This is a genomic window from Labrys sp. 22185 (assembly GCF_052045555.1).
GTDB lineage: Bacteria > Pseudomonadota > Alphaproteobacteria > Rhizobiales > Labraceae > Labrys > Labrys neptuniae.
Map to the genome: position 1 here is coordinate 374,852 of NZ_JBQEPH010000004.1, position 17,792 is coordinate 392,643.

General features: G+C 65.6%; 10 protein-coding genes and 1 pseudogene. 2 read left to right on the top strand and 9 right to left on the bottom strand.

The features are described 5' to 3' along the window. On the bottom strand, positions 1–1,275 hold the full coding sequence (locus ACTJKX_RS11685; RefSeq protein ID WP_440725350.1) for an arsenic transporter: 1,275 nt from the start codon (positions 1,273–1,275) through the stop codon (positions 1–3). A 153-nt stretch (positions 1,276–1,428) separates the two neighbouring features. On the opposite strand from ACTJKX_RS11685, the pseudogene ACTJKX_RS11690 reads away from it, so the two are divergent. Continuing rightward, a pseudogene (locus tag ACTJKX_RS11690) lies at positions 1,429–2,717 on the top strand (MFS transporter). A 92-nt stretch (positions 2,718–2,809) separates the two neighbouring features. Here the strand turns inward: ACTJKX_RS11690 and ACTJKX_RS11695 are convergent. Further along, the gene (locus ACTJKX_RS11695) at positions 2,810–7,630 is read right to left on the bottom strand and encodes an NAD-glutamate dehydrogenase (RefSeq protein WP_440725351.1); all 4,821 of its coding nucleotides are present in this window, start codon (positions 7,628–7,630) and stop codon (positions 2,810–2,812) included. A 480-nt stretch (positions 7,631–8,110) separates the two neighbouring features. Here ACTJKX_RS11695 and ubiG point away from each other — a divergent pair, with 480 nt between their 5' ends. After that, positions 8,111–8,860 carry a bifunctional 2-polyprenyl-6-hydroxyphenol methylase/3-demethylubiquinol 3-O-methyltransferase UbiG gene (ubiG, locus tag ACTJKX_RS11700; protein ID WP_440725352.1) on the top strand — a complete coding sequence of 250 codons (750 nt, stop codon included), beginning with the start codon at positions 8,111–8,113 and terminating at the stop codon, positions 8,858–8,860. A 6-nt stretch (positions 8,861–8,866) separates the two neighbouring features. Here the strand turns inward: ubiG and ACTJKX_RS11705 are convergent, their stop codons facing one another. From ACTJKX_RS11705 to ACTJKX_RS11735, 7 genes are all read right to left on the bottom strand, one after another. Beyond that, positions 8,867–9,895, bottom strand: coding sequence for a LacI family DNA-binding transcriptional regulator (locus tag ACTJKX_RS11705; RefSeq protein ID WP_394311207.1), 1,029 nt, complete (start codon positions 9,893–9,895; stop codon positions 8,867–8,869). Between the two features lie 274 nt (positions 9,896–10,169). Then, positions 10,170–10,838 carry a TerC family protein gene (locus tag ACTJKX_RS11710; protein WP_376717683.1) on the bottom strand — a complete coding sequence of 223 codons (669 nt, stop codon included), beginning with the start codon at positions 10,836–10,838 and terminating at the stop codon, positions 10,170–10,172. Positions 10,839–11,078: 240 nt separating this feature from the next. Further along, a complete protein-coding gene (locus tag ACTJKX_RS11715; protein WP_440725353.1) occupies positions 11,079–12,593 on the bottom strand; it encodes a tripartite tricarboxylate transporter permease in 1,515 nt (504 codons plus the stop codon). Between the two features lie 134 nt (positions 12,594–12,727). Further along, positions 12,728–13,243: a tripartite tricarboxylate transporter TctB family protein gene (locus ACTJKX_RS11720; RefSeq protein ID WP_367626165.1), complete on the bottom strand. Its 516-nt coding sequence runs from the start codon at positions 13,241–13,243 to the stop codon at positions 12,728–12,730. Further along, positions 13,240–14,199, bottom strand: coding sequence for a Bug family tripartite tricarboxylate transporter substrate binding protein (locus ACTJKX_RS11725; protein ID WP_440725376.1), 960 nt, complete (start codon positions 14,197–14,199; stop codon positions 13,240–13,242). Before ACTJKX_RS11725 ends, ACTJKX_RS11720 begins: the two co-directional genes overlap by 4 nt. A gap of 271 nt (positions 14,200–14,470) precedes the next feature. Beyond that, complete coding sequence (locus tag ACTJKX_RS11730) at positions 14,471–16,969, bottom strand: sensor histidine kinase (protein ID WP_440725354.1); 2,499 nt, start codon at positions 16,967–16,969, stop codon at positions 14,471–14,473. Continuing rightward, positions 16,956–17,630 carry a response regulator transcription factor gene (locus ACTJKX_RS11735; protein ID WP_311937592.1) on the bottom strand — a complete coding sequence of 225 codons (675 nt, stop codon included), beginning with the start codon at positions 17,628–17,630 and terminating at the stop codon, positions 16,956–16,958. Before ACTJKX_RS11735 ends, ACTJKX_RS11730 begins: the two co-directional genes overlap by 14 nt. Positions 17,631–17,792: the final 162 nt, after the last annotated feature.

A 17,792-nucleotide genomic window follows, 5' to 3' on the forward strand; every position in this document is an offset into this window, starting at 1 on the left:
TCAAGAATTCTGGATTGCGAGGCTGGCGATCGCAGCCAGGAGCGCGGGGAACATGACGACGGTCCCGATCTTGAGGAACTGCCAGAAACCAACCTTTATGCCCTCGCGTCGCAACGCGTTCAACCAGAGGATCGTAGCCAGTGATCCGGTGATCGACAGGTTGGGGCCGAGATCGATTCCAATCAGGATCGAGCCTGACAGAGCGGGCGATGCGTGGATCGACTGAACGATGTTTCCTGCGACGAGGCCGGCTGGAAGGTTGTTGACGAGATTGGCGACGATGGCGGTCAGGACACCGGCGGCAGGTGCACCGAGCTGAGGATGCATTTCTGTCAGGCGGCTGACGGACACGGCCAGCATGTCGAGGACGCCGCTCGTCCCGAGCGCTTCCACCACCACGAACAAGCCCGCCACCAGTGGAATGACGCTCCACGAAATATCTTCGAGCGCTTGCGAGGGGAATTGGCGCTTGATGATCGATACGATCGACAGGGTGAGAATCCCGCCGGCGAAAGTGGGCCAACCCAGATCGACGTGGAGCGCCGAGGCGGTTATCAGGCCGATGGCCGTCACTGTCAGCCCCAGTCCCGCCACCTTTCCGGTGAGGGAAAGGCTTGTGCCCGGCACGCGAGCGGCCAGCGTTTCGGCCGCCAATGCCGCACGCTGGTTCCACAAAAGCGCGGCAAAGGTGATTGCGATGGCAAGCGCCGAGGGGAGTGCGAAGGTCGATAGCCAATCGGCGAGGGCAGGCATGTGACCCCCATTGAAGATCACCAGATTGGCAGGATTGGAGATCGGCAACACGAAACTGGCCGCGTTCGCGGTAAACGCGCAGATCAGGAGATAGGGCAGAGGGTCCTTGACCCTGGCCGCCTGGCAGGCTGCATAAACGGCTGGGGTCAGGACGACGGCGGTTGCATCGTTCGACATGAAGACCGTCACCAGAATGCCGACGAGATAGGTCAGGGTGAACAGCTTGAACGGAGAGCCTTTTGCATGGTTGGTGGCTATCAGGGCCAGCCAATCGAACAGGCCTTCCTGTCGTGCCAACTCGGCGATCAGCATCATGCCGATCAAGAACAGATAAACGTCCAGGCCCTTGGCGATGCCCGCCCACGCGTCGAGCAAGGGTATGGCGCCTGCGCCTGTCAGCAGCGCTGCCGCGAGGACGGCCCAGACCGCCTCCGGCCACTTGAAGGGCCGGATCAGCAAAGTCAGCGCTGTCAGGGCGGCAACGGAAAGGCTGAGAATCGGGGCAGAAACTTGAAAGACCATGGGGGACTGTATGGGTGCTCTGGCGAGCCCGTTCGAAAGCGAACACATTCTGTTGTGCTTGTCCGATCCTTTATTTGATACGCAGTAAGCGCGCTAGCGAAAATCCCCTATCCACCCCGCCGGGTTCACCGTATAGCGCATTGTTGAAAAGGCCTGACCTCCGGAGCCGTCGTGACGCCCCGCGCCCCTTCCGTCTTTCATCGTTCCCTCTTTGCCCTTTCTGTCCTGAACTTCTTCCTTGCCGATGCTCGCGATGGCTTGGGACCCTTCCTCGATGGTTTTCTCGCAACGCACGGGTGGGAGCCATTCACGCTCGGTGTCATCGCGACGATTGGGGGCGTGTTAGGAATGGCGTCCACCCCCTTGTTCGGCGCGCTTGTCGATGCATCGGCTTACAAACGAACACTGATTATCCTGCCCGTTACCTTCGTGACGACGATGGCCCTGTGGACGTTGGCGACCCCCAACGGCTTTTCGGTCTTCGGAGGCCAATCAGCGACGGCCGTCGTCGGCGCCGTCATTGGGCCCGCACTCATGGGCTTGACGCTTGGCCTTGTCGGAGAAGAGCGGTTCTCCCGCCAGGTGTCTCGAAACGAGTTCTGGAACCACACCGGAAACGTTGTCTCCTTGGCGGCGATTTATGCAGGAACACTTCTGTTCGGCATCCATGGCGTCGTTGGGCTCATGCTGTTTGCTGCTTTCGCCACGATCGCGGCGACGCTCGCCATCGATCCCAAGCAGATCGACCATCAGGTAGCGCGTGGGCTGGCGCACCATGATGGATCGGAGGCCCCCTCTGGGTTTTCGGTCCTGGCAGGCAGCAAGGGACTAATTCTGCTCAGTCTGGTTTTGATGATCTTTCATTTTGGGAATGCCCCATCAGCCGCCTGATCGCGCAGGCCTTCTCGATTCAGCTCGGCACCCCTTTCCGGACCACCGCGATCACGACGGGCGTTTCACAACTTTCGATGATCGGCATGGCATTGCTGGCGCCCTGGCTGATCAGACGGTTCGGCTTGGCCACAATATTCATTGTTGCCTTGGCGGCCTTGCCGATCCGCGGTGTGATTGCGGGGACCTTTCCCTCCTTTGCTTTCGTCTTTCCCGTGCAGTTTCTCGACGGTGTGGGCGCCGGCCTGATCGGCATAGCCACGCCCATCGCCGCTGAACGCATTCTATCCGGTACCGGCCGCTTCAATGTCGGCCTTGCTGCCGTCATGACCGTGCAGGGTATTGGGGCCTCACTCAGCAACGTCGTCGCCGGCTGGCTTACCGATTTGGGCGGCTATGGTTTAGCCTATTGGGTTCATGGCTGCGTGGCATTGATGGCGTTGGTGCTGTTTGTCTTGGGGCGCCACGACATCGCGCCGCGCGTGCCTTCCCAATCCCCGGCCGTGCCGGCTGGCCGGCAGGCTGGAAGCGTCGAAGAAACAGCTGTCTGACCGCGGTCCCTCAAAAAGGATCCGAACTGAGTCCCACGAAGAGGCCGGTTGGCGACATCCATGCGCCAACCGACTCTCAAACCGCGACCTCGTCACTCTCTGACGAGATCGCCAAGCATGTTGGCCGCCACGGCGAGCTTGGCCAGGGTCAGGCCGCTGGCCGCGATTTCCTCCACCGAGCGGCGGATGCGCGCGGCTTCCGGATGGGCTTCGAGCCAGGCCTCCGTCGCCGCCTGGCCGGACAGGCCGGTCGCCAGCATGTCGGCGACCAGGCGTCGCTCGGCTGCCGCGATCTGTTCGATGGCCCGGTCGATGGCGAGGCGCTCGAAATAATCGCTGGCGGGCACGGCGCGGGCGGCCGTGACGATGCGGTCGAGCTGGAAATTGGCTTCCGCCGCATAGAAGGTGGCCGCGGTGTCGCCGATGGCCCGACTGGTGCGGCCCGCCACCAAAACGATGTCGGGCGCCGATACCAGCGGATCCAGATTGCCCATCCTGCCGGCGAGGTCTTCGGGCACGCCGCCCTCGACCAGTTCGCGGATGCGCTTGAGGCGGACTGCCTGCATCGCCTCCGGCAAGGTGGTGTCGAGGCCGATGGCGATCTCGTGGACACCGGCGCCGAAACGGGCGATCACCGCTTCAAGCCCGGGCGAGAAGTCGACATTGCGCACGAACCACACCACGCGCGAGAGCAGGAGATCCTGCAGGAAGCCGTAGAGGCTGAGCTGGAGCTGCCCGTCGATGCGGTTATCCAGGGCATCGATGGCATCGTAGAGATAGCGCAGGCCATAGGATTCATCCACGGCGGCGAAAGCCATGGCGATGGTGGTGACGTCGGCGTCGGTCTCGTCGCTGAGGCGCACCACGCAGGCCGGTCCGCCGCGGTTGATGATGCCGTTGGCGAGATTGGTGGCGATGATCTCGCGCCGCAGTCGATGGTTCTCGACGGCGTCGGGGAAGCGGTTCTGGATCTCGGGCGGGAAATACACCGACAACTCGCGGGCGAGATAGGGATCGTCCGGCACGCTGGTGACCAGCAGGTCGTCATAGAGCGTCAGCTTGGCATAGGCGAGCAGCACAGCCAGTTCCGGCCGTGTCAGGGCCTGGCCGCGGCGGGTGCGCTCGGCGATGGCGACGTCGTCCGGTAGGAACTCCACGGCGCGGTCGAGCAGGCCGCGCTGTTCGAGCGACTGCATCAGGCGGGTGAGGAAGCCGGTCTCGGCTACGCCCTTGCGTTCGGAGAGCGAGAGCGCCAGCGTCTGCAGATAGTTGTTGCGCAGCACCAGCGAGCCGACCTCGTCGGTCATTGCCGCCAGCAGGATGTTGCGATCGGCCTGCGTGAGGCGCTGGTCGCGCTCGGGCCGGGCGAGAGCGATCTTGATGTTCACCTCGACGTCGGAGGTGTTGACACCGGCAGAATTGTCGATCGCGTCGGTGTTGAGCTTGATGCCCTTCTGTGCCGCCTCGATGCGGCCGCGCTGGGTGGCACCGAGATTGGCGCCCTCGCCGATCACCCGGGCCCTGACATCGGCGCCGGTGATGCGGATGGGATCGTTGGCGCGGTCGCCGACCTGGTCGTCGGTCTCGCTGGCGGCGCGGATATAGGTGCCGATGCCGCCGAACCACAGGAGATCGGCGCGGGCCTTGAGGATCGCCGTCATCACCTCGGTGGGCGTCGCCTCGGCCTTGTCGAGATCGAGCAGGGCCCGGATCTCGGCTGAAAGCGGAATGGCCTTCAGCGAGCGCGAGAACACGCCGCCGCCCTTGGAGATCAGCGCCTTGTCGTAATCCTGCCAGCTCGAGCGCGGCAGGTTGAACATGCGCAGCCGCTCGGCATGGCTGGTGACAGGATCGGGCGAGGGATCGATGAAGATGTCGCGATGGTCGAAGGCCGCGACCACCTTGGTCGCCGGCGACAGCAGCATGCCGTTGCCGAAGACGTCGCCCGACATGTCGCCGACGCCGACTGCGGTGAAGGGCTCGACCTGGATGTCGGTGCCGAGTTCGCGGAAATGCCGCTTCACCGCCTCCCAGGCACCGCGAGCGGTGATGCCCATCTTTTTGTGGTCATAGCCCTGGCTGCCGCCCGAGGCGAAGGCGTCGCCCAGCCAGTGATGCTTCTCGATGGAGATGGCATTGGCCGTGTCGGAGAAGGTGGCGGTGCCCTTGTCGGCTGCGACGACCAGATAGGGGTCGTCGCCATCATGGCGCACGGTGTTGTCGGGTGGCACGATATTGTCGCCGTCGAGATTGTCGGTGAGTTCGAGCAGCGAGCGGATGAAGATGCGGTAGGCTTCCGTCCCCTCGGCCAGCCAGGCGTCGCGGTTGGACGGCGGCGGCAGGCGCTTGGGCACAAAGCCGCCCTTGGCGCCGACCGGCACGATTACCGCGTTCTTGACCTGTTGCGCCTTGACGAGACCCAGAATTTCGGTGCGGAAATCCTGGGGGCGGTCCGACCAGCGCAGGCCGCCGCGCGCCACCTTGCCGAAGCGCAGATGGATGCCCTCCACCCGCGGCGAATAGACGAAGATCTCGTAGAGGGGCTTGGGAGCCGGCAGGCCCTCGACCTTGCGGCATTCGAACTTGAAGCTGATCACCGGCCGGGGCTGGCCATCCGGGCCGACCTGCCAGAGATTGGTACGCATGATCGCCTGCACCAGATTGGTGAAGCGGCGCAGGATGCGATCCTCGTCGAGCGAGGAGACCGATTGCAGCTGCTCCTCGATCTCGCCCACGATCTCGGCCTCATGCGCGGTGCGTTCGGCATCGGTTGCCGTCAGCCTCGGGTCGTGGCGGGCGCGGAACAAGGCCACGATGCTGGCGGTGATCTGCGGGTTCTTGCGCGCCGTTTCCCACATGTAGTCCTGGCTGAAGGGAGCGCGGATCTGGCGCAGATAGCGCGACAGGGCCCGGATGGCGGAAATCTCGCGCCAGCCCAGCGAGGTGCGCAGGACGAGGGCGTTGTAGCCGTCGGATTCGGCATAGTCGCCCACCACCGCCATGATCGAGGCTTCGAGGCGATGCTGGAAGTCGATGCCGGGAGGGATGGGCTGGCCGTCGCTGGTCTCCACCGTCATGTCGTGCAGCCAGACGGGAGCCGGCGCCGGCTTGGCGGTGGGGGTGATCTCGTAGGTACGCTCGTCGACCACGCGCAGGCCGTGATTCTCGATCACCGGCACGCGATAGGACAGTGACATCGGTGCGCCCTGCGAGAAGACCTTGAGGCCGCAGCGCGAGGGCGTATCGTCCTCCTCCAGGCGATAGACCAGGATAGCCACGGGGCGGGCGGGTGTCAGCTTCTCGATCACGCCGATATCGGCGATCGCCTGGGCGGTGGAGAAGGTCTCGGGATAGCCGCCGGTGAAGGCATTGGCGTAGCGGTTGCCGAGCAGGCGTGCACGCATGCCGTCGGTGGTGCCGGCAAGGGCTGCCCGGAGCTTGTCGCCCCAGTTGGTGGCGATGGCGGTGATGCCGGCCTCCAGCACCGAGCGCTCGATGAAGGGCGTATCCCCCTCATAGCGGCCGATGATGTAGTGCACGCGCGCCAGCGGCCCTTCGGGGAAGGCCGCGTAGGAGGCGGAAAGGCGGCCCTTATAGGCATTGGCCAGATAATTGCCGATGCCGATGCGCACGTCGGTGTCGTATTTCTCGCGCGGAATGAAGACGAGGATGGAGACGAAGCGGTCGAACTTGTCGGCCCTCACCAAAGCGCGCAGGCGGGGGCGCTCATAGAGGAGCAGGATCTCCATGGCGAAGTTGTAGAGCGTCTCGGAATCGACCTGCACCAGTTCGTCGCGCGGATATTCCTCGAGGATGTGCAGGATCGCCTTGCCCGAGTGGCTCTGCGGGTCGAGCCCGGCGCGCTGCAGCACCTGGGCGACCTTGTGGCGGACATAGGGGATCTGGCGTACCGAGCGCGTATAGGCCGCCGAGGTGAACAGGCCGACGACGCGCAATTCGCCCTCGACCTGCCCGTCGGGCGTGTAGAGCTTGACGCCGATATAGTCCATGCGCACGCGGCGATGGACGCGGCTGTTCACATTCGCCTTGGTGACGATCAGGATCGTCGGCTCGCGCATGAATTCGCGGATTTCCGGCGTCATCACCACCAGTTCGGTGCCGCGGCGCAGGATCTTGACCTCGGGATCCCTGAGGATGCCGAGACCTTCGCCCTCGCTGACTTCGTCGGAGGCGGCGCTGTCGGTGGAGAAGCGGTATTCGCGCAGGCCCAGGAAGGTGAAATTGTCCGAGCAGATCCATTGCAGGAGCTGGTTGGCCTCGGCGATCTCGTCGACCGGCAGCGGCGGCGGATTGGTACGGAAGGATTCGATCGCCTGCTCCACCCGGTCACGCATGGCGCGCCAGTCCACCACGCAGGCCCTGACATCGTTGAACACCAGCGTCAGGCCGTCGATCAGACTCTGCCGGTCGGCGTCTGAATCGATGCGGGCGATATGGATGTGGATGAGACTCTCGCGCACGCCCTTGCTGCCTTCCGGCACAGCGTCGCCGAAGAATTGCACGAGCTTGCCCTGGGCATCCCGCTCCAGCGCGATGATGGGATGAGCCACCAGCTGTGCCTCGATTCCGCGTTCCGACAGCTCGGCCATGGTGGAATCGAACAGGAAGGGCATGTTGTCGTTGAGGATCTCGATGACCGAGATCTCGCGGCCATCGGGCATGTCGGGATTGACGACACGGATATCGGCATGGCCGGGCGTGCGGCGCTGCACATGGTCCCAGGCCTGCTCGGCCAGGAAGGCGAGCGAGGCGGCATCATGGGTGGCGAGGTCTTCGAGGGTGGTCCGGCCGAAGAGTACTTCGGCGAAGGTGGGAGGGGTCTTGCCTGGCTGGAGGCTCCTTGCCGCCTTGTGAATCAGGGCCGCCCGGGCTTCGTCGTCGCGCCACGCCATCTCGTTCATCCCTTCTTGCTACGCCGCCTTGTGGCGGCGCTCTGTGGAATTTCCGAACCCGCCCATCGACGGGCTCGGAAATTCCACATCGGCCGAATGCCGTGCCGGCCTTCCCAGGACGAGGATTCCTCGCCTTAGGAAGGCCGGCTTTGCCCTGTCGATGCGGCTCGGGTGACCATAGCTGAAATTAAGGCCGCTCAAAGTCCAGGCGCGACGGAAATTGCCAAATTGCGATGACAATATCGAGAAAGAGAGCAGGGCATTGTTAATGGGGTTGCCTTAGGGGCAGATCGGGGCCACACAAGCGGCTGAAAATGGTAGTTTTCTGCTCTGTACCACGCGATTTTTGCGTTTTGCGATTTGACGGAATCGGCAAGAATCGCAAGAGGCACTAGCCAATCAGTCGGATTGGCTTGGAAACAAGGAGCTGGAGCAAATGAGCGTTCCCGTCGCAACGCGCTTTTCTCCAGGACGCAGGCAATGAGCGCAGCAGGCACGGGTTCGTCGGTCGATCCCAAGGAGATCGAACGTTTCGAGGCGATGGCGGCCGATTGGTGGAACCCGCGCGGCACCATGCGGGCGCTGCACCGGCTGAACCCGGTGCGCCTGCGCTATGTGCGGGACCAGATCGCCGGGCATTTCGGCCGCTCCTCCGTCGCCCTCGACGGGCTCAAGGGCCTCAGGCTCGCCGATATCGGCTGCGGTGCCGGCCTGCTCAGCGAACCGCTGGCCAAGCTCGGAGGCGAGGTCGTCGGTATCGACATGGCCGCGACCAATGTCGAAATGGCCAAGGCCCATGCCGCCCGCTCGGGCCTTGCCATCGACTATCGCGTCGTGCCGGCCGAGGAGCTCGAAGCGGCCGGCGAGCGCTTCGACGTGGTGCTGGCGATGGAGATCGTCGAGCATGTCACCGACCCCGCCGCCTTCCTCAAGACATGTGCCGATATGGTGAAGCCCGGCGGTCTCCTCTTCGTCGCCACCCTCAACCGCACCATGAAGGCCTATGCGCTGGCGATCGTGGCGGCCGAGAAGGTGCTGGGCTGGGTGCCGCGTGGCACGCATGACTGGAACAAGTTCGTCAAGCCTGCGGAGATCGAGGAGGCGGTGACGCCGCAAGGCCTGGCCGAGTTCGACCGCTGCGGCGTGATCTACAATCCCCTGCTGGACGAATGGCGGCTCAGCCGCGACACCGATGTCAACTACATGATGGTGTTTTCGCGCGCGGCGTGAGCAGCCTCAGGGCAGATTGTCCCTGAGATAGATGTCGATGCGGATGCGTTCCTGGCCCTGGTCGATCGGCTGGCCGTCGGTGAGGGCGCGCAGTACGCGCATGGCGCTGCGGGCTTCGTGGCCGGGGTCCTGGTTGAGGATGGCATCGAAGGTGCCGTCGACCAGGGCTTCGCGGCAATGGGTGGTCAATTCATGCGCGATCACGCAGATGCGAGCACCGGCATGGCGCTTGTTCAAGGCGGCGATCACGCCGCGATTGCCGCCACCGAGGCTGTAGAGGCCGATGATGTCAGGATGGTTGTCGAGCAGGGCGCCGAGCACCTCCTCGACGACGGCGCCATTGTCGCGACCCTCGATCACCGGCAGGGTGACGAGATCGGGATATTCGGTGCGCAGCACGCGTTCGAAGCCGAAATGGCGCTCGACATGGTCGCGCAGCAGCATCGAGCCGGCAAGCACGGCAATGCGGCCTGACCGCCCGCGCAGAAAGCGCCCCATCAGCGAGCCGGCAGTGCGCCCGGCTGCGCTGTTGTCGATGCCGACGAAATGGGCGCGGCGCGAGGCCGGCACGTCGGACACCAGCGTCACCACCGGTATGCCGCGCTCGGCAAGCCGGTCGATGGCCTGGCGTATCTGGGCGTTCTCGGTGGCGACCACGGCCACGCCCGAAATATCGGTGCTGTCGAGGCCGTTGAGGATCCCGGCGAGCTTGTCGTCATCGAAGGGTGGGATCTCGACGACGCGGATGCTGATCCGGTCGGCGGCGTTGAGATCGGACAGGCGGGTCGCCTCGTTCGCCAGATTGCGCATGAAGGTGTTCACGCCGACCGGCACGAGAAAGACGAAGCGATATTCCTGCTGCTTGGCCAGCATGGCCGCTGCCATGTCGCGGCGATAATTCAGCCGGGCCATGGCCTGCTCGACCTTCTCGATCGTCGCCGGCCGCACGCCGCCGCGGCGATTGAGCACGCGGTCGATGGTAGCCAGGCTCACGCCTGCCGCACGCGCCAGATCGTGCACCGTTGCCCGCGCCATGGTTCCACCTGTCCCGATCTTTCGGGAACGTACCTCAGAAGATTCGACGAGGCAAACGGCAATGGGCGGTCGGATCTTGCCTCGAAATCGTCGCTATCCCGTTCATATCAGGCCGGTATTGCCGGTGTCCCTGAGCCGGCTTGCAGCGGTGAACGACGCCCTGAAACCGGGAGTGATTCCTGAGGGGCGTTCATCATCCGTAGGCAACATGGATGCCGATCCAGAAAAAAGGCCGGCATCGCTGCCGGCCTGGATGACGTTCGGGTCGACCGCCTCAGAACATCAGGGGCCAGACTTCCTTGGCGCCGCGATAGATCATGTCGCCGGCGACATAGAGGATGGCGAGCAGGCCGACATAGGCGATCCAGCGATAGCGGTTGAGCAGGCGGGCGATCAGGCTCGCCGCGATGCCCATCAGCGCGATCGAGACGACCAGGCCGAAGATCAGCACCCACAGATGGTCGCGCGCCGCGCCGGCGACGGCGAGGACGTTGTCGAGCGACATCGAGACGTCGGCGACCACGATCTGCCAGGCGGCCTGGGCAAAAGTCTTGCGCGGGGTGCCGTTGCTCGAGCCATTGCCGTTTTCCCCGTCGCCGTCGAGGGCGTGCTGGGCGGCGGCTTCCTCGCTATGGCTGGTGCTCAGTTCGCGCCACATCTTCCAGCACACCCACAGGAGCAGGATGCCGCCGGCGAGCAGAAGCCCGACAATGGCGAGAAGCTGGGTGGTGATGGCGGCAAAGAAGATGCGCAATACGGTGGCGGCGGCGATGCCGATCAGGATGGCGCGGGTCCGCTGCTCCTTGGGAAGGCCGGCTGCGGCAAGGCCGATGACGATGGCATTGTCGCCGGCCAGGACCAGGTCGATCAGGATGACCTGGCCAAGGGCAACCAGGGAGGAGACGGAAATGGCTTCCGACAGGATGGCAAGGATATCGGGCATGGAAGAAGGCTCTCTCGTTCCGGTGCGGGAGAGCGGTGCCGATTCGAGCCAGGAGGAAAGCCTGGGGCGCTGGGGGACGCCGACGCGCCGGGACCGCTCTGTTTGCTCCAGTCCGACATCACAGGTCCCGGAGCGCTACGCATCGGGAACTGCCAGAGGGGCCCGGCCTGGTGCGGGTGGTGTACTGCAAGTCGAGATGAAAGAAAAGTAACGTTCCGGCATGGCTGCCGGGACGTTGCATCAATCCTCGGAAGCGGCGAGCTGGGTGAGAACCTTGCCGCGTCCGCGCCAGCGCATATAGGCCGGGACGACGAGAGCCAGGGCGGCGATGCTGAAGAGGATCACCGCCGGCACCGAGCTGAAGAAGCCCTGATGCAGCTGGAGCGCCTTGCGAAGCTGTTCTTCGGCGAGCGGTCCCAGGATCAGCCCCACCACCACCGGTGCGATCGGATAGTCGTAGAGCCTGAGGCCGTAGCCCATCAGGCCGAAGGCGAGCAGCATGGCGAGCTGGGCGGGCGAGGGATTGGCTGCGAGCGTGCCGAGCGTGGCGAACAGGAGAATGCCGGCATAGAGCCAGGGGCGTGGGATGGTGAGCAGCTTCACCCACAGGCCGACCAGCGGCAGGTTCAGCGCCAGCAGCATGAAATTGGCGACCAGCAGGCTGGCGATCAGGCCCCAGACCAACTCGGGATTGGAGGTGAAGAGCTGGGCTCCCGGCTGCAGGCCGAATTGCTGGAAGCCGGCGAGCATGACGGCGGCGGTCGCCGAGGTGGGCAGGCCGAGCGTGAGCAGCGGCACCAGCGTGCCGGCAGCGGAGGCATTGTTGGCCGCTTCCGGCCCGGCCACGCCCTCGATGGCGCCATGGCCGAACTCTTCGGGTTTTTCAGCCAGGCGCTTCTCGGCGGCATAGGAGAGGAAGGTGCCGATCTCCGCACCGCCCGCCGGCATCGCTCCGATCGGAAAGCCGAACAAGGTGCCGCGCAGCCAGGGCTTCCAGGAACGCCGCCAGTCCTCTCGGCCCATCCAGATCGAACCCTTGATCGCCTCCACCGTGCCTGTGCTGAGCTGGTGGGTGGCCGCGACGGCCAGCGCTTCGCCGATGGCGAACAGGGCGACGGCAAGGATGGTGACCTCGATGCCGCCGCGCAGATCGGCCAGGCCCATGGTCAGGCGCCCGTTCTGGCCGCTGACGATATCCTTGCCGATCAGGCCGATGACGAGGCCGATGAACAGCGAAGTCAGGCCCCGGAGGGCCGAATTGCCGAACGCCGCCGATACGGTGACGAAGGCGAGCACCATCAGGGCGAATTTGTCGATGAACTTGAAGGACAGGGCGAACTTGACCACCCAGGGCGCGATGAAGGCCAAGGCCAGCGTCGCCAAGAGGCCGGCAACGAAGGAGCCGATCGCGGCCGTGGCCAGAGCAGGGCCGCCTCGCCCGGCCTTGGCCATCTTGTTGCCTTCGACGGCGGTGACCATTGAGGAGCTTTCGCCCGGCGTATTGAGCAGGATGGAGGTGGTCGAGCCGCCATACATGCCGCCGTAGTAGATGCCGGCGAACATGATGAGCGCGCCGGTGCCCGAAGGGTCGAGCTGGAAGGTCACCGGCAGGAGCAGGGCGATGGTCAGCGCCGGGCCGATGCCGGGCAGCACGCCGATCAGGGTGCCCAGCGTGACGCCGATGAAGGCGCAGATGAGATTGAACGGTTGCAGGGCGACCGCCAATCCGTCGACCAGATGACCGAATGTCTGCATCGAAGGGTCCTAGCCTGAAGCATCTTGCGAACCGGCGTGATAGCCGGGAGCCGCAAAGCCACTTCGGAACAATGAGTTGCAGTAAAGGCGCCTGCGCGTTGAAGCGCGCCTTGGCCCGGAGGCCGGCCCTGAAATCAATCGCTCAGGAGCGCGGAGACCGCATGTTCGAGCGGTCCCTGCGGCAGCGACAATTGCAGGAGCTGCGAGAAGGCCAGCCAGGTCAGGAAGGAGAGTGCCACGCCGACCAGGCTGGCCAGCCAGAGCGGCTTGCCGAAGCCGCGGGCGGCCAGTCCGAACAGCAGGCCGCTGGCGAGCGAGAAGCCGGCATTGACGGCGATGAGCAGGATCTGCGCCAGCAGGCCGGCGATCACCCAGCCGACCGCAGTGAAATCCTGGCTCTCCTCCGGCGTCGGCGTCTTGCCGCGCAGGGCGGAGATGACCGTGGCCACCGCGAGGACGAGCAGTCCGGCCGCGACGGCGTAGGGGAAGGCGGCCGGCCCGAGCGGGTCGCTGGCGACCTTGGTGTTGAGCATGGCCGCATCGATGCCGATGACGACGGCGAGGATCACCAGGCCGGCTGCGATCACCAGGCCGGCGACGGTGGAGCCGGGCGGACGCCCGTGCTCCGTTCTGCCCCCGGCGCTGCTCATTTGACCAGGCCGATGTCTTTGAGCACCGTGCCGGTGGCGGCGATGTCGCTCTTCAAGGCGGCATCGAAGGCGTCACCGGACAGATAGGTGTCGGTCCAGCCGCGGGTCTTGAGCGTGTCCTGCCAGGTCTTCGACTTCACCATCTTTTCGATGTCGGCGGTGATGGCGGCTTTCTGCTCGGGCGTGATGCCGGGAGCGGCGGCGACCATGCGCCAATTTTCCAGGGCAACGTCCACGCCGGCTTCCTTGAAGGTGGGGGCATCGACACCGTCGATGCGCTTGGTGCCGGACACCGCCAGCAGGCGCAGCGCGCCGCCCTTGATCTGGCTCTCGAATTCGCCATAGCCGGAAATGCCGGCCGTCACCTGCTCGCTGAGCACGGCGGCGACGGCTTCACCACCGCCGGCGAAGGCGACATAGTTGATCTTGGAGGGATCGACGCCCACGGCCTTGGCGAAAAGGCCCGCGGTGATGTGGTCGGTGCCGCCGGCCGAGCCGCCGGCCCAGGAGACGGAGCCCGGATCCTTCTTGAGGGCCTCGACCAGGTCACCCAGCGTCTTGATCGGCGAGGAGGCCGGCACGACGATGGCTTCGCTCTCGCCGGTGAGGCGGGCGATCGGCGTGACGTCGGCCAGGCTGACGGCGGAATTGTTGGTGAGGATGGCGCCGACCATGACATAGCCGCCGACGATCAGCGCGGAGGGGTTGCCCTTCGCCTGGTTGACGAATTGGGCCAGGCCGATGGTGCCGCCGGCGCCGGCGACGTTGGTGACCTGCACGTTGCGGGCGATCTTTTCGGTGCGTAGCGCGATCTGCATGGTGCGGGCGGTCTGGTCCCAACCGCCGCCCGGTGCGGCCGGAGCCATGATCTCATAGCCCGCCGTCTGGGCAAAAGCCGTGAGGCTGGAAAAAGCCAGAGCACCCGCGGTGGCGCAGGCAAGCAAGAGTCTCTTCATCATTTCCTCCCTGAGCAAAGCGTTCATGGCCGAACGCTTGCGATCGTGCGGGTAGGGAGAGGAGGAAGGGACATGCACCTCGAGGCCGCTCCATGGCAGCCGTCCCCCCAGCGCCCTACGTCTTGTTCCGGACCTTGCCAGAGCAAAGCGCGTTCAAGCGTGAACCCGCTTTGCTCTAACTCCTTGTTCCGACGCGTCTTTGCGATTCCAAATCGCAAAACGCTTAGGTCCGGTTGCAGACACGATAGCAACTATTCCTGTCAGCGACCTGTCAGCGCGAGCCGTCGGTGACGAGCTGGCGCCAGGTCGCCAGGAAGCGGGCCTTGCGCTCCTGGTCGAGGGCCACCAACAGGGCCGGGCCGAGTGTAATCGGCTGCAGCACGCCGCGTGAAGCGGCGCTGATGCGCTCGGCTGTCCAGCCGCCTGGCGTGCCTGGCACGATCGAGCCCAGCGCCGCCTGGCCTGCCACCACCGCCTGTCCCCTGGGGGAGAGGGCATAGTCGATGAAGGTGCGGCCGAGATCGGGCTGGTTGGCCCAGCGCGGCACCAGCATCACGCGGGTGAGGATGAGGGCGTAATCGTCGGGAATGACGATGCCGATGCGCTTGTCGAGGCGCTGGCGGGCATAGGCGTAGGAGCCGAGCACATTGTAGCCCAGCGCCAGGGAACCGGAGGCGATTCCCTCCAGGATGGCTGGGCTGGAGCCCGAAAGCTTGACGTCGGCCCGGCCGAGAGCGCGGGTCAGGCGCCAGAAGTTCGAGGAGATCTGGGCATCCTGCGCCGCCAGCAGATGGCCGACTCCGCTCTTGCCGATATCGTAGGTCGCGACCTTGCCGCGGAAGCGATCGGTTTCCTGTTCCAGGAGTTCGGTGAGAGCGAGATGGGAATGCGGGGCTTGTGCGTCGGGCACAAGCGCGCGGTTATAGACGATGACGATCGGTTCGAAGGTGAAGCCGAAAATCTCCGAGCGCCAGCTCGCCCAGGCAGGAAGGGCCGGCAGCAAAGGCGAGGCGTGGGGGAGGGCGTGGCCATCATTGGCGAGCTTGACCTGCAGGTCGGCGGCCGAGGAAACCAGGAGATCGACGTCGGCATCCAGCCGCTTCTCCTGCGTGCGCTGATAGAGCGGCAGCGTATCGGTTTCCTCATAGGTGATATTGACGTCGGGATGCAGTTCCTGGAAGTCGTGGATCAGCAATTCGAATTGCGGTGTGTCGGTGGTGCCGAGGATCGAGAGCGTCGGTCCGCCCGCTACCGGTGCCGGATAGGATTTGGGGGCGGCTCGGGCGGCATCGATCCAGCCGCCTCCGGCGGCGATCCCGAGGGCCAGGGCGATGGCCGCGGCGCCACGCTTGAGAACCACGCGCGCCCTCGCGGGCTCCGGCGCCAGTGGCAGTTCGAGCCGGACCTCCAGCCCACCACCGGGCCGATCCTGCAGGGACAGGCTGCCGCCATGGGCCTGCGCCACGGTGCGGGCGATCGGCAGGCCGAGCCCCGAACCCACGGTGCCGGCACCGGCATACCCGCGCTGGAAGCGCTGGAGCACGGTGTCCTTCTCCGCATCGGGAATGCCCGGGCCGCGGTCGCACACTTTGATGAGCACGCGTCCTTCGCCCGCCGGCTCGGCCACGATTTCCACCTGACTGCCAGGGGCATAGAGCAGGGCATTGCCCGCGAGGTTGCGCAACATCTCCTGCAAGGCGAGGCGATCGCCCTTGAGGCGGGCGCCGGCCAGGGTGGGGGCGATGGTCACGGCGAGGCGTCCGGCCTCATCGGGGTCGAAGCGGCGTGCGACGTCCTCGACGAGGGCGGTGATGGGAATGAGGACGGATTCGCGGCTCTCGAGCCGGTGGGTCAGCGTCGCTTCCATCAGGAGCTGGCTCACCAGCTCGCTGGCGTGCACGGCGTTGCGGTGGATCTTGGCCACGCGCTCATGCAGGGCCTGGTAGTCGCGCTCGTCCAGCGCCACTTCGGCCTGGGCGCGCAGGGAGGCGAGCGGGGTGCGCACCTGATGGGCCGCATCGGCGACTACGCCCGACAGCGCGTTCATCACGCTGGCTAGGCGGCGCATGAAGTCGTTGAGGGCGGCAACGAGCTGGCTGACCTCGACGGGCACCGGCACGGCGAGGGGCGAAAGATCCTGCGGGGCCCGATCGCGTAGCGCCGCTTCCACCGTGGTGAGCGGCGCGAAGGCCCGCTGCACGCCGAACCAGACCAGGGCCAAGGCGAGCACGAGGACGCCGATCAACGGCAGCACGGCGCGCGAGGCGATCTCGGAAGCGAGGGCGGTGCGCGCGCCGCGCGTCTCGGCGACGCGGATGGTCACCCAGCCGGCGGCGTTGCTGGCAGAGATCAGGCGGCCGATGCTGGCGACCCGCACGGGTTCGCCGTGAAAACTCGAATCGGCGAAGACGGTTTCGGCCGAGCGCACGGCCGGCAGATCCTCGGCGAGGTCGCCGTAACCGGTGACCAGGGCTCCGTCGGGCGCCTCGACCTGGTAATAGATGCGGTCACCACCCGAGCCGAGCATGGCGAGGGCGGCGTAAGGCAGTTCGACGGTGACGCGCCCCTCCTCGACCAGCACGGCCCCGGCGATGGTGAGGGCGGAGGCGGTGAGCAACCGGTCATAGGCCTCGTCGGCGGCGCGGCGGGCATAGGAATGGATGAAGACGATGAAGGCGAGCGCGGCGAGGGCAAGCACGATGAGGGCGGCCGCCAGCACGCGACGGCGGATCGAGGCGGTAGCGCGGGCAGGAGCGTCAGGTGCCGTCATGCCGCCGCGCCATGTAGCCGGCGCCGCGCATCGTCACGATCTCGATGCCGGCGCCCTGCAGCTTGCGACGCAGCCGCGAGACCAGCAGTTCCAGGGCGTTAATGGAGACCTCGTCGTCCAGGCTGAACACCTGGTCCATCAGTCGCTCCTTGGGTGCCACCTGGCCGAGCTTGGCGACGAGGATTTCGAGCAGGCGGAATTCGCGCCGGCCGCAATCGATGGGCTTGCCCTGGATCGCGACCGTGCGCGCCGCGAGGTCGATCGTCAGGGCCTCGACCTCGATGGTGCTGGCGCGCATGCCGGCCGGCCGGCGCATCACGGCGCGCAGCCTGGCCTCGAATTCGCGCAGGTCGAAGGGCTTGACCAGATAGTCGTCGGCACCGAGATCGAGCAGGCTGATCTTGTCGTCGACCTCCGAACGGGCGGTGACCACCAGGACCGGCGTGCCATGGCCGGCCCGGCGCAGATCGGACAGGATGGCGAAGCCGTCGCGGCCCGGCAGCATCACGTCGAGCACCACCGCGTCGAAGGTTTCCTCGCGCAGGCGCTCGGAAGCGAGCGCGCCGTCGCGCAGCCACTCCACGGCATGGCCGGAGCTGCGCAGCCTCGCCACCATGGCATCGCCCAGATCCTCGGCGTCCTCGACCAGCAGGATGCGCAATCGACCTCCCTTTCGTTTCGGGAACTGTAGGGCCGAGCGCGCGGATAGGGAAGGTGGGATTGGGGGCAAGGTTTGGGACCCGCCGGAGCTATCGGCAGGCATTGGCTTTGCAGGCTGGTCTGAACTCCAGCCCTTTCAAGGTGTCGAGGTCTTTTGTCCGGA